Source organism: Streptomyces sp. McG3 (assembly GCF_018619185.1).
Lineage (GTDB): Bacteria > Actinomycetota > Actinomycetes > Streptomycetales > Streptomycetaceae > Streptomyces.
Genome location: NZ_JAAXYC010000070.1, coordinates 18,321 through 31,075 on the forward strand (window position 1 = coordinate 18,321; position 12,755 = coordinate 31,075).

Sequence of the window (12,755 nt, forward strand, 5' to 3'; positions counted from 1 at the left end):
TCCCGGGGCCACCCGGAGCGCGGCTAGCGGCTGAGGCGCGCGAACTTGCCCACGGCCAGCGGGAAGAACACCGCGATGATGGCCACCGGCCAGAGCACCGCGAGGAGCCCGGCGTGCTCGGCCGCCCAGGAGCCGGTCGCACCGCCCGGATTGCCGAACAGCTCCCGTACGGCGGTGGCCGTGGCGGACATCGGGTTCCACTCGACCACCGCGCCCAGCCAGCCCGGCATCGAATCGGGGGTGGCGAAGACGTTGGAGAGGAAGCCGACCGGCCAGACCAGGATCTGGACCGCCGCGACCATCTCCGGCCGCCCCGCCACCATGGCCAGCAGGATGCCGACCCAGAGCATCGCGAACCGCAGCAGGAGCAGCAGCCCGAACGCCCCCAGCGCGGCGGCGACCCCGTGGTGCCAGCGCCAGCCGACCGCGTACCCGACCCCGGTCATCACCGCGAGCCCGGCCGTCGACTGGAGCATGTCCGCGGCGCTGCGGCCGACCAGGACGGCGCCGGGGACCATCGGCATCGAGCGGAAGCGGTCGATGACGCCCTTGCCGAGGTCCTGGGTGACCGCGAGCATCGTGCTCTCCAGGCCGAAGGCCATGGTCAGCGCGAGCATCCCGGGGACCAGGAACTCCGTGGGGTCGCCGTCCACGCCCCGGCCGCCGCCGACCAGATAGGTGAACATCAGCAGCAGCATCACCGGGAAGACCAGGTTGACCAGGACCGCGACGGGCTGCCGGGCCCAGTGCGCCAGTTCGCGGCGGGTCATCGTCCAGGAGTCGGCCAGTGCCCAGCCGAAGCGGGCGGGCGCCCCGCCCGGTCCGGGCGCCGTCGTCGTCGCGCTCATGCCGCCACCTCCGTCTTCTCCGTACGCCGTTCGCCGGCGGCCTGTCCGGTCAGCGTCAGGAACACCTCGTCCAGGGTGGGGCGGCGCACCGCGATGTCCTCCGCCTCGATGCCCGCCTCCACCAGCACCCGCACCGTCCGCGCCAGGGCCGCCATCCGGTCCGGGGCGGGCGCGCCGATCCGCCGCCGGTCGGCGTCCAGCACCAGGTCCGCGCCGCCGAGCAGGGCGCCCGCCTCCACCAGCCGGGACGCGTCGCGCAGGACGACGTCGATGCGGTCGCCGCCGACGAGGGCCTTCAGCTCGTCGGGGGTGCCCTCGGCGACCGCCCGGCCGTCGTCGATGAGGGAGATCCGGTCGGCCAGCTGGTCCGCCTCCTCCAGATACTGCGTGGTCAGCAGCACCGTGGTGCCGCCGCCGACCAGGGACCGCACCGCGTCCCACACCTCGGTCCGGCCGCGCGGGTCGAGGCCGGTCGTCGGCTCGTCCAGGAACAGCACGTCCGGGTCGGTGATCAGCGACGCGGCCAGGTCGAGGCGTCTGCGCATGCCGCCGCTGTACTGCTTGACGGCCTTGCGCCCGGTGTCCGCGAGGCCGAACCGCTCCAGCAGTTCGTCCGCCCGGCTGCCCGCCCGGCGTGCGCCCAGGTGGTACAGCCGCCCGAACATCTCCAGGTTCTGCCGCCCGCCGAGCTGCTCGTCCACCGCCGCGTGCTGGCCGAGCAGCCCGATCCTGCGCCGCACCTCGCCCGCCCGCTCGCGGACGTCGAGGCCGGCCACGGTCACCCGGCCCGCGTCGTGGCGCAGCAGCGTCGACATGATCCGTACGGCGGTGGTCTTGCCCGCCCCGTTGGGGCCGAGCACTCCGTGCACGGTGCCGGTGCCGACGGCCAGGTCCAGTCCGTCCAGGGCGCGCTTCTCCCCGTACCGCTTGTGCACGCCGTCCATGACGATCGCTTCGGTCACGTTTCCCGCACCCTCCTGTAGTCAAACTTGACTAGGAGGTCGAAGGTAAACCCGGATCCCTCATTCGTCAAACTTGATTAGTCGTGGTCCCCCGGGTCGGGAACACCGGTGGCGTAGGGGTTCTCCTCACCGTCGGCGAGTACCCCGACGAACGGGTCGCCCTCGCCCGCGAAGGTGTACGCGCCGCCCTCGATGCGGGCGATCAGCCCCCGGGTCCACTCCGCGCCGGAGTCGGCCGAGTGCACCCAGAGATTCATGATCTCGCCGATGTGGCCGAGGGATTCGGGGCCGTCCTCGGGCGTGTAGTACTCGGTGACCGACCCCCGCCACCCCTCGATGGCCTCGATCCGCTCCTTGAGCAGCCCGACCGCCTCCTCGCGGGGCAGGTCGACGATGAACCCGATCGCGGCCGAGAGGACGTCCGTGTTCTGGTCGTAGGCGCGGATGGCGTCGCGCAGCAGCGTGCGGTACTCCGCCAGACCCTCGTCCGTGACCTCGTACTCGGTGCGCGGCGGGCCGCCCACCGTGGAGGGGGCCGTCTCGTGCGCGAGGAGCAGTCCCTGCTTGGCCATCTGCTTCAGGGCGTGGTAGATCGACCCGGGCTTGGCGTTCGACCACTCGTGCGCGCCCCAGTACTCCAGGTCGTTGCGGACCTGGTAGCCGTGTGCGCGGCCGTGCATGCGCACGGCGCCGAGGACCAGCAGTCGGATCGCGGACATGACACCCAACACCCATCTTCCTATTCAACTTTGACTAGGGTAGCCCGCCCGCTTGCGTCCGGCCGGTCGGTGTGCCCTCACGCGTACGGCCGGGGCCAGCAGCGCGGCGACGAGGCAGCCGGCCGCCAGCGCGGCCCACACCACGTCGTACGTGCCGAAGACGTCCCGCGCGGTGGCCCCGAGGAACGCCGAGGCGCCCGCCCCCAGCTGGTGGGCGGCGTTCGTCCAGCCGAAGACGACGGAGCCGTCGTCCCCGTACACGCGGCGGGCGAGCTCGATGACGGGCGGCACGGTCGCGACGTCGACGAGTCCGTAGACCGCCACGAACAGGAGCATCGGGGCCGTGACCGCGGAGGTGAACACCAGGGGCAGGGCGAGCAGGGTGAGCGCGCGGACGGCGAAGCAGACGGTCAGCAGCCGGCGCGGGTCGAACCGGTCGGTCAGCCAGCCGGCCAGCAGCGCGCCGAGGGCGGAGAAGACTCCGACGAGGGACAGCAGCGAGGCCGCCGCCGTGGCCCGCATGCCGTGATCATGCGCGGCGGGCGCCCAGTTGGACCACATGATGCCGTTGGTCGACGCCCCGCAGAGGGTGAACACCCCGGCGAGCAGCCAGAACGGACCGGTGCGCGCCGCACGCAGCAGCACCCTCAGCGCCCGCCCGGCCGTCCCGGGGACCGGGGGTGGCCGGGGGACGAACTCCCCTGCCCCGTAGGGCTTTACGCCTACGTCCGCCGGGTGGTCGCGCAGCAGCAGGAACACCAGGGCGGCGACCGCCAGGGCCACGAGCGCCAGCGTCACCACCGGCGGACGCCAGCCGAAACGGCCGACGGACCAGGCCAGCAGGGGCAGGAAGAGCAGCTGGCCCAGGTGGCTGGAGGAGCTGAGCGCACCGGTCACCAGACCGCGCCGCCGGTCGAACCAGCGGGCGGTGATCCCGGCGGCGAACGTCATGGTCAGGCAGCCGCTGCCGAGGCCGATCAGCACGCCCCAGTACGCGACCAGCTGCCACGGCCGCGTCATGACGCCGGTGAGCAGCGCCCCCGCCGCGACCAGCAGCAGCGCGCCCATGACGACGCGGCGGGCCCCGATCCGGTCCATCAGCGCCGCCGCGAACGGGGCGGTGAGGCCGAACAGCACCATGTTCACCGAGGCGGCGAGCGCGATCTGCCCGCGCCCCCAGGCGTACTCCTCGTGCAGGGGCGTCACCAGCAGGCCCGGCACGGTGGTGAACGCCCCGGCCGTGACGATGGCCGCGCCCGCGACGGCGGCCATCAGCCAGGCGCGGTGGATCCGGGAGGGCCGGCGGGCGGACGGTGGGTACGGGGATGCCGAGGTCGAAGGGGCCATGGACCCAGCGTCGCGAGCGGGGCGCGCCCCCACGAGTGTCCAGATGGACCAGGTGCGCAAGGATATGGCCATGACGGTCTTCTCCCACCCCGGGCGGCACCGCGTCGCCGTGCTCGCCCGCGAGGTCCTGCTCCCCATCGAGCTGGGCATCGTGCACCAGCTCTTCGGCCAGGCAAGGCAGGGAGCCTCGGCGGACGGCGAGCCGCTGTACGAGGTCGCCACCTGCTCCCTCTCGCCCGGGGACGTGCGCACGGACGGCGACTTCACCGTGGCCGTCCCGCACGGCCCCGACGCCCTGGCCGAGGCCGACACCGTGATCGTCCTGTCCTCGTACGAGGACTACGTCCAGGAGACCCCGGCGCTCCCGGCCCCGCTGGCGGAGGCCTTCGCGCTGATCCGCCCCGGCGTCCGGCTCGCCTCGATCTGCACGGGGGCGTTCGTACTGGCCTCGGCGGGGCTGCTCGACGGGCACCGGGCGACGACCCACTGGCGGTACACGGAGCTGTTCGCCCGGCTCTTCCCCCGGGTCGAGCTGGACCCCGACGTGCTCTACACCGACGGGGAGAGGGTGCTGACCTCGGCGGGCTGCGCCTCCGGGATCGACCTGTGCCTGCACATGATCCGCCGCGATCACGGAAGCGCCGTCGCGAACGACGTGGCCCGGCGCACGGTCGTGCCGCCCCACCGCGAGGGCGGGCAGGTCCAGTACATCCGCCGGCCGGTGCCCGAACGGTCGGCTCCCGGGACCTCGGCCGCCCGCGCGTGGGCGCTGCGGCGGCTCCAGGACCCGATCACGCTGGGGCAGCTGGCGGCCAGGGAGTCGATGAGCGTCCGGCACTTCACCCGGCGGTTCCGGGACGAGGTCGGCCTGACGCCCATGAACTGGCTGACCCGGCAACGTATCGAACTTGCACGGGAGTTGCTGGAGGAGTCGGACGTGCCCGTCGAGCAGGTGGCCGCGCGCGCCGGGCTCGGCACGGCGGCCAATCTGCGCCACCACTTCCACGCGGCGCTGGGCGTCTCGCCGAGCGCCTACCGCACCACGTTCCGGGGGCCGGGGAACCGAGGAGAGCGGAAGCCCCCCGTCAGAACGGGAAGACCGAGCGGCCGTGCTGGATCGACATCCACCGCTGGGTGGTGAACGCCTCGACCACGGCCTCGCCGTTCAGCCGTCCCACCCCGGACGTCTTCTCGCCGCCGAACGCGACCAGCGGATCGTCCTGCACGGTGGAGTCGTTGACGTGGAACATCCCGCTGGCGATCCGCTGCGCGAACTTCACCCCGCGCTCCGCGTCCCGGGTGTGCACCGCGCCGCTGAGTCCGTACGGGCTGTCGTTGACGATCCGCACGGCCTCCTCCTCGCCGTCGAACGTCATCAGCAGGGCCACCGGGCCGAGGATCTCCTGCTGAAGCAGCGGGGAGTCCTCCGCGAGGCCGGACAGGACGGTCGGGGAGACGACGTTGCCGACGGTCCGGCCGCGCACGAGCGCCGTCGCGCCGTCCGCGACCGCCCGGTCCACCAGGGCGTCCAGCGCGTCGGCCTGGAAGGCGTTGATGACCGGTCCGATCCGGGTCTCCGGGTCCCTCGGGTCCCCGGTCTTCAGGGCGGCCACCTCGGCGGTGAACCGTTCGGTGAACTCCGCCGCCACCGACCGGTCCACCAGGATCCGGTTGGCCGCCATGCTGACCTGCCCCTGGTGCAGGAAGCGGCTGAAGACGGCCGCCCGGACCGCGTAGTCGACGTCGGCGTCCTCCAGCACCACCAGGGCGCTGTTCCCGCTCAGTTCGAGGATGGTCCGCTTGAAGGCGCCCGCCGCGGTGGCGGCGATGTGCCGGCCGACCCGGTCCGATCCGGTGAACGAGATCACCTTGGGCACGGGGTGCTCGATGAACGCGTCGCCGATCTCGGCGCTGTCGGTGATCACCACGTTGAGCAGCCCGGCCGGCAGCCCGGCGTCCTCGAAGATCCTCGCTACCAGACCGCCGCCCACGACGGGCGCGTTCTGATGGGGCTTCACGACGACCGCGTTGCCGAGCGCCAGTGCGGGGGCGACGGACTTCATCGTCACCAGGAAGGGGAAGTTGAAGGCGCTGATGACGCCCACGACGCCGACGGGCAGCCGGTAGAGCCGGTTCTCCCGGCCGTCCCCCACGGCGGGCAGCAGCCGCCCGGTGGGCCGCAGCGCCTGGCGGATCGCCTCGCGCAGGAACTCGGTGGCGCCCCGGACCTCGTACCGGGCGCGCCGCCGGGTGCCGCCCAGTTCGTCGATGATCGCCTCGACGATCTCCTCCGCGCGTTCACCGGTGACGCGGAGCGCGCGTTCGAGGACGGCGCGACGCTCGTAGGGATTGACGGCGGCCCATTCCCGCTGGGCACGCTCGGCGGCCCGGTAGGCCCGGTCGACCTCCAGCGCGGTGGCCACGGTGACGGCGGCGAGTTTCTCTCCGTTGTAGGGATTGAAATCGATGATGTCCCACGAGCCGCTGCCGGTCAGCCACTCGCCGTCGATGTACTGGTGGGCCAGTTCATGGAAGAAGGACATGCAATCCCTTACTGCAGGCGTTCGCAGACTCCTGATGCGACGTCATCGTACTGAGAATTTACGCCAGTTGGAGTAGACCGCGCAGAAGATCCCGGCTGTCTTCCGGTGCGGGGCTGTCCTGGGCGAGACCCGCCATGGCCTTTTCGTACTGCGCGACTTCCTCGGGCTTGTCCAGATAGAGCGCGCTCGTCAGCTGCTCCAAATAGACAATGTCCGACAGGTCGGATTCCGGGAATCGCAGCATCGTGAACGATCCGCTCTCGCCGGCATGACCGCCGTGGCTGAAGGGCATGACCTGGAGCGTGATGTTCGGCTGCTCCGACATATCGATCAGATGCCGCAATTGGGCACGCATGACGTCGCGCTCGCCGTACGGGCGGCGCAGCGCCGCTTCGTCGAGAACGGCGTGGAACGTCGGGGCGCGCTCCGAGACGAGGGCCTTCTGGCGCTCCAGACGCAAAGCCACCCGGCGGTCGATCTCGGCGGGCGAGGCTCCGCGCATCCCGCGCGAGACGACGGCGTGGGCATACGCCTCGGTCTGCAACAGCCCGTGCACGAACTGCACTTCATAGATACGGATGAGGGAGGCGGCACCCTCCAGGCCGATGTACGTCTGGAACCAGCCGGGCAGCACGTCCCCGTAACTGTGCCACCAACCGGCCACGTTGGCCTCACGGGCCAGGCCGAGGAGGGAGTCGCGCTCCGCCTCGTCCGCGACGCCGTAGAGCGTGAGCAGGTCCTCGACGTCCCTGGCCTTGAAGCTCACCCGTCCCAACTCCATGCGGCTGATCTTCGATTCGGAGGCCCGGATCGAGTAGCCGGCCGCCTCACGGGTGATTCCGCGCGACTCCCGCAGTCTCCTGAGCTGAGAGCCCAGAAGGATGCGCCGCACCACCGATCCACTCGACTCGCCTGCCGACACTGGTCCGACCCTCCCCATCGCCTACCTGGCACCGGAGCCCCCCAACCCCGAGAGCCGGATTCTGCCACCAAAACGCTTCAGCCCGTACTCATTCGATTACGGAAATGGGAAGACGTCCGGAAAGCTCCGAAACTGACCCCGGGAAGAAATGCCCCAGAACCACCACGGTATCGGGCAGGTCCGGCGCGTGCACGTGCATCTGCCCTTGCATCTGCCCTGCGCATTCGGAACCATGGTCCTCGCGCACCTGCGTGCTCGTGTTGTGCCGCTGTACCCCCCGCAGTACCGCTACAGGCAGTGCCGCTACAGCCGCGAATCCCGGGAGTGCCTCGTATGGGGACGAATGGATCGACGATGCTCGAGCCGTTACGGCAGGGGCTTCCCCCCACCGACCCCTCAGGGGTTGCCGGATCGGCGTCCTGTGCTCTGCCCGCACGCTACGAAGCGGTCGGCGGGGCACGGAAGTTCACCCGGTCGACGCTGGAGCGATGGGAACTCGGCGACCGTTTCGACGATGTCGCCCTGGTGGTGTCCGAACTCGTCACCAACGCCCTGCGCCACGCGCTGCCCGGCGATCCGCCCCGGGAATCGACGGACCCGCCGGTGCGACTGCATCTGATGCGGTGGACCTCGCGACTGGTGTGCGCCGTGCGCGATCCCAGCCGGGAGAGCCCGGTGGCGGGCGAGGCGGCGGATTCGGCCGAATCCGGCCGCGGACTGTTCCTGGTGGAATGCGTCAGCGACAGCTGGGGCTGGCACCCCTCTCCCGTACAGCTCGGAGAGCTGCCTTCGGGCCCGCTGTACGGCAAGGTCGTCTGGGCCCTTTTCCGGCTCCAGGAGAACCCGAAGACGGGTTCGTGAGTACCCCGGTCCGGCCCGTCACGGGCCGGACCGCGCGTCAGGCGCCGGCGGCGAGGTGGTCGAACTCGCCGTCCTTGACGCCGAGCAGCAGCGCCTCTATCTCCGCGGGCGTATAGACGAGGGCGGGCCCGTCGGGGTGACGGGAGTTCCGCATCGCCACATTCCCTCCGGGCAGCCGCGCGAACTCCACGCAGGATCCCTGGGAGTTGCTGTGCCTGCTCTTCTGCCAGACGACTCCGCGAAGCTCTGTGGCCGCCATGCCGTTGTACACGTGGTGCACAGGACGCTCCCCGAGTTGCAAGGTGCAAGTGTCAACTAGCTCGGATCATAGCTCTGTTCATATGCCAATGCATGAGCAGATGCACGTGCACGCCGGGTGTTCCTTTGATTACAGCCTTTTCCGCCCCGGTCGCGCCCTCCGGGAAGAGAGACGAACGGCACGCTTATTTCGCTCCCGTTCAAGGGAGTTGATCGTTGGAGACCTTGGTAACGTGGCGCGGTCTTTCGACCGGAAAACAGCAAGGGGGAACTCCACGTGACCAGGTCTCTACGCACCGGCGCCGTCGCGGTCGCCGCTCTGGCCGCCTCACTGGCGCTGACCGCATGCGGCGGCGACGGGGCGAGCAAGGATTCCGGCGCGGACTCCGCGGCGAGCGCGACGCCCGGGAGCGGCGGCGGCAACGGTTCCGGGGAGTCCGCCGGGAGCGGCGCCGTGGACGCCACCGCGCTGGAGGGCACCTGGGTGGGGCTGACGGACGCGAAGAACGTCACCGTGTCCATCACCGCCCGCAAGGTCGCCCTGGTCGCCGATCAGTCCGTGTGCCAGGGCGATGTGAAGGACATGGGCGGTGAACCGATGCTGGCGCTGAAGTGCACCGGCGGCTCCACCGACCGCACGATGGGCGCGATCGACTCCGTCGACGGCACGAAGCTGGTCCTCTCCTGGGACGGCGGCGTCAAGGACACCCTCACCAAGGCCGACCCGGGCAAGCTGCCGAGCGGCATGCCCTCGCTCCCCGACCTGGGGGACCTGCCCGAGGTCCCCGCGCCGTGACGCCCGCCGCGGCCTGACGCCCGCCCGGGGGATCGCTCAGCCCTCGGCCAGCGTGCTGCTGACCCGAGTGGAGCCGCCCCGCTCGTCCAGGGCCCGGGTGAACTCCTCCAGCGCGTCCAGGAGCAGCGCCGCGCCCCGGCGCACGACCGGGTCGCCCACCGGGGTCGTGCCGTCGTCCGTCGGGGTGGGCATGTCCCAGTGGGCCACCGCGTCCACCACCGGCTGCCAGTCGGGCAGCCGCCGCTCCCGTACCGCCTTGGCGCCCCTCTCGGTGGCCCGGCGCAACGCCTCGGCCAGCTGGGCGGCGCCGGGCACCGGGTCGGCCGACCCGGCCGGCAGATGGGCCTCCAGGACCATCGCGGACCGGCCCAGCTGGGCCAGCGCGTGCTGGGCGTCGGTCGCGGCGGCCCGGGAGATGCCCCGGTGGCGTACGGGTTCGTGCTGGGCGGTCGCCAGCGCCTCCTGCCACGCCACACGCGCCTCCCGGGTGGCGATCAGGGCGTCCCGGACGTCCGCGGCGTCCCGGGAGGCGGGGTCCGCGTACCGGTCGACGACCGTGGCCGCGTACCGCCCGTCCGCCACCAGCCACTCGGCCAGCCGGTTGCGCAGCCGCGGGGTCTCCCAGGCCGGGTAGACGGCGTACGAGATCATCGCGAGGAGTCCGCCGACGAGCGTCAGGACGATGCGCTCGGTGACGGTCTGGGACCAGTCGTCGCCGGCCATGCCGAGCAGGAAGACGACGTACGCGGCGACGCAGACCTGGCCGACCGCGTAGCCGGTGCGCATCAGCAGGTACATCAGCCAGGCGCAGATCACCGCGAGGAGCGCCGAGAGCCGGGCGTCGGGACTGGTGGTCTGCACGACGGCGGTGGCGAGCCCGACGCCGACCAGGGTGCCGCCGAAGCGTCCCGCCGCGCGGGCGTACGTCTGGGAGAACTCGGGCCGCATCACCATGACGGCGGTCATCGGGGCCCAGTAGCCGTGGCCGAGCGGCACGGCCTCGCCGACGAAGTACCCGGAGACGGCGACCACCGCGACCCGGATGGCGTGGCGCATGACCGGCGAGCCGTGGTGCAGCTCGCGGCGCATCGAGGCCAGCACCACCGGGACCAGCTTCAGCAGCGTGGGCCGGTGCCGGGTGTCCGGGGCGAGGTCGGAGGGGACCCCGCTGTCGGTCCCCGTACCCTCCGCGATCTCCAGGACGTCGTCGAGCAGGGCCGCGAGCCGGTCGGCGGCGCGGCGGGCGGGGCCGACGAGGATCACGTCGTTGTCGGGGGTCTTCAGGACGCCCAGGTCGGTGGCGGAGAGATGGACGGGTTCGCCGTGCCGGACGGCCCGCGCGGCGGCGTCCAGGACCGATCCGGCCGCGCCCAGCAGCTCGTTCACCCAGAGCCGCTCAAGACCGTCGCCGGGCACCCCCATCGCCGGGTCCGCGAGCGAGGCGAGCACCGGGCGCAGCCGCTCGGCGACCCCCCGCGCCCCGTGCAGTTCGGCGGGGCGTCGGCGGGCCTCCCGCGGGGTGACGGCGGCGGCGCTGCGGGCGGTCATCAGGGGCAGCGGGTCGAAGGCGGCGACCGGGTCGAGCCGCAGCCGCCGGGCGTAGTCGGCCTCGGCGGCGAGGGCGTCGGCGAGCGCGTCGCGCTGGGCGCCCCATCTGCGGACCGGGAAGAGGACGATGAGCGCCGCCTGCACGAAGCCGCCGACGGCGATCATCCCCGCGTGGGCGGCGGCGTCCACGACCGAGGTGGGCAGGGTGATCGTCACCAGCATGATCGCGACGTTGGACGCGGCGATGATGCCGCCCGTGGGACCCGCCGCCCAGGCCAGTCCGGCGAGGAAGGTCCAGGCGCCGAGGAGGCAGAGGAAGAGCACGACGTGCGCGCCGCTGACGTAACCGACGAACGTCGAGACGGCGAGGCTCACCCCGGAGACGAGGGCGAGGACGGGGCGGGGCCGCCAGCTGCGCTGGAAGGTGGCGATGGCCGCCTGGAACGCGCCGAAGGCGGAGCTCGCCGCGATCTCCGGCCCGAACAGCACGAGGCTGACCCCGACGACGAGGGCGAGGCCGGCCGCACCGCGGAAGGCGATGAGGGGTTCCAGCCTCTGCCGCTCGATCTCCAGCCCCGAGCGGGCGGTCTCCTTCAGCGCCCGGAGCCAGCTCATGGGCCGAGCCTAGCCGCAATAGCGGACAATCCGGACTTTGCCCCGCGAGGCCGCCGTCGATCTCCGGTCGGGCCCGCGCCAGGAGCCCGCCGGCCGGGCCTACGCCAGGAGCTCGCCGTCGGGCCCGCGGCGCGGGCCGCCCGTGCGGGCCCGCTCGGCCGCCTCGGTGCCGTGCGTCCAGCCGTCCAGGTCGGTGACGCCGCGCACCCGGGTGGTCGTGGTTCTCGGGAACATCCGCCCGGCGGTGTCGGTGACCGCGACGTCCCGGGCGGCCAGCACCGGCAGCAGTTCGCCGGCCGGGGCCGCGTCGGCGCCGTCCGCCGCCGCCGCCCGCTCGGCGCCGTCGGCGAGCCGGCGGCCGAGCCGCTGGGCGTACCCCATCCAGAACGCCTGCCGGAAGGTCTTGGTCCGCTTGCGTCCCCCGGCGCGCTGCCCGGCCTCCGCCCGGGTCATCGCGGCCGTCCCCTGCACCAGCAGCGAGGTGAACAGCAGCTCGACGGCGTCCAGGTCCGGCTCGAATCCGACGACCGTGGTGAAGCCGAGATCGTCGTTCCACACGGCCCGGCAGCGGTTGGCGGAGGCGACGGCGTCGAGCAGGATCGCCTTGGCGCTCTCGTACGGGGGCTCCACCCCGATCCGGCAGGCGCCCGGCGTCTCGCGGCTGTGCGTCCGGGCGGCGAGGAGGGCCTCGTCGATGCTGTGCCGGGCCATCAGCTCCTGCGCCTTGGTGGTCAGCGCCTCGGCCTCCTCCGGGAAGCCGGTCGCCTCCGCCTTCGCCAGCAGCGCCCGGATCCGGGTGAGCATGCGGGGCTCGTCGGCGGCGGGCGGCCGGTGCAGGTGGTCGGCGGCGGCGCCGGGCGGGGGTCCCACGGGCTCGATGGCGGGCAGCCGCAGCAGCAGCCGGTACAGCTCCAGCAGGTCACCGGCGTAACGGAACCGGTCGGGGCGGTTGCGCGGCACGGGGGCGGGCAGCTCGGCGAGCTGCCGGCGCCAGCGGGGCGGCAGCTCCGCGTACCGGGCGGTCTCGGCGGCGATCAGGGTCGCGGCCAGCGCCGCCCGCGGCTCGTCCAGCTCGTGGCGGACGAACCGGACCAGGTCGGCCGGGTGCCAGCCCCGGTCCCACGCCCGGCGCACGAACTCCTCGCCGCGCCGGTGCGCCTCCGCGTCCGCCTCCGGGGCGGCGGCGAGCAGGGAGGCCCCGGTGTCGAGGGCGGCGTCGCCCGCCACGTAGAGGGCCGCCGCGCACGCCCGGTCGATCACCGATTCCATCCGGCCAAGGGTAGGCGCACCGCCCGCACGCCCCTTTTACGGACCCCCCCGCACGCCCCTTTTACGG

12 protein-coding genes are annotated in these 12,755 nt (G+C 72.6%); 3 read left to right on the forward strand and 9 right to left on the reverse strand.

The features are described 5' to 3' along the window. Positions 1-23: 23 nt before the first annotated feature. The 4 genes from HET64_RS14400 to HET64_RS14415 form a co-directional block, all read right to left on the reverse strand. Positions 24-848: an ABC transporter permease gene (locus HET64_RS14400; protein ID WP_215105511.1), complete on the reverse strand. Its 825-nt coding sequence runs from the start codon at positions 846-848 to the stop codon at positions 24-26. Continuing rightward, the gene (locus tag HET64_RS14405) at positions 845-1,810 is read right to left on the reverse strand and encodes an ATP-binding cassette domain-containing protein (protein WP_308370041.1); all 966 of its coding nucleotides are present in this window, start codon (positions 1,808-1,810) and stop codon (positions 845-847) included. The genes HET64_RS14400 and HET64_RS14405 overlap by 4 nt, the downstream gene beginning before the upstream one ends. 77 nt (positions 1,811-1,887) lie before the next feature. After that, positions 1,888-2,529: a PadR family transcriptional regulator gene (locus tag HET64_RS14410; RefSeq protein WP_215105513.1), complete on the reverse strand. Its 642-nt coding sequence runs from the start codon at positions 2,527-2,529 to the stop codon at positions 1,888-1,890. Between the two features lie 24 nt (positions 2,530-2,553). Next, positions 2,554-3,876: an MFS transporter gene (locus HET64_RS14415; RefSeq protein WP_215105515.1), complete on the reverse strand. Its 1,323-nt coding sequence runs from the start codon at positions 3,874-3,876 to the stop codon at positions 2,554-2,556. A 64-nt stretch (positions 3,877-3,940) separates the two neighbouring features. Here HET64_RS14415 and HET64_RS14420 point away from each other — a divergent pair, with 64 nt between their 5' ends. After that, positions 3,941-5,017 carry a GlxA family transcriptional regulator gene (locus HET64_RS14420; protein WP_251145304.1) on the forward strand — a complete coding sequence of 359 codons (1,077 nt, stop codon included), beginning with the start codon at positions 3,941-3,943 and terminating at the stop codon, positions 5,015-5,017. Here the strand turns inward: HET64_RS14420 and HET64_RS14425 are convergent. After that, positions 4,962-6,419 carry an aldehyde dehydrogenase family protein gene (locus HET64_RS14425; RefSeq protein ID WP_215105517.1) on the reverse strand — a complete coding sequence of 486 codons (1,458 nt, stop codon included), beginning with the start codon at positions 6,417-6,419 and terminating at the stop codon, positions 4,962-4,964. The genes HET64_RS14420 and HET64_RS14425 overlap by 56 nt on opposite strands. A 58-nt stretch (positions 6,420-6,477) precedes the next feature. Further along, complete coding sequence (locus HET64_RS14430) at positions 6,478-7,341, reverse strand: helix-turn-helix transcriptional regulator (protein ID WP_215105520.1); 864 nt, start codon at positions 7,339-7,341, stop codon at positions 6,478-6,480. Positions 7,342-7,695: 354 nt separating this feature from the next. On the opposite strand from HET64_RS14430, the gene HET64_RS14435 reads away from it, so the two are divergent. Next, on the forward strand, positions 7,696-8,202 hold the full coding sequence (locus HET64_RS14435) for an ATP-binding protein (protein ID WP_215105522.1): 507 nt from the start codon (positions 7,696-7,698) through the stop codon (positions 8,200-8,202). 37 nt (positions 8,203-8,239) lie between these two features. Here HET64_RS14435 and HET64_RS14440 read toward each other — a convergent pair whose 3' ends face one another. Continuing rightward, positions 8,240-8,482, reverse strand: a complete 243-nt coding sequence (locus tag HET64_RS14440) for a DUF397 domain-containing protein (protein WP_003968242.1) — start codon at positions 8,480-8,482, stop codon at positions 8,240-8,242. A gap of 255 nt (positions 8,483-8,737) precedes the next feature. Here HET64_RS14440 and HET64_RS14445 point away from each other — a divergent pair, with 255 nt between their 5' ends. Next, entirely contained in the window at positions 8,738-9,256 is a 519-nt protein-coding gene (locus tag HET64_RS14445; RefSeq protein ID WP_215105524.1) for a hypothetical protein, read from the forward strand. Positions 9,257-9,292: 36 nt separating this feature from the next. On the opposite strand, the gene HET64_RS14450 is transcribed toward HET64_RS14445, so the two are convergent. Further along, positions 9,293-11,419 carry an FUSC family protein gene (locus HET64_RS14450; protein WP_215105526.1) on the reverse strand — a complete coding sequence of 709 codons (2,127 nt, stop codon included), beginning with the start codon at positions 11,417-11,419 and terminating at the stop codon, positions 9,293-9,295. Between the two features lie 99 nt (positions 11,420-11,518). Continuing rightward, positions 11,519-12,688, reverse strand: coding sequence for a DUF2786 domain-containing protein (locus HET64_RS14455; protein ID WP_215105528.1), 1,170 nt, complete (start codon positions 12,686-12,688; stop codon positions 11,519-11,521). Between the last annotated feature and the right edge of the window lie 67 nt (positions 12,689-12,755).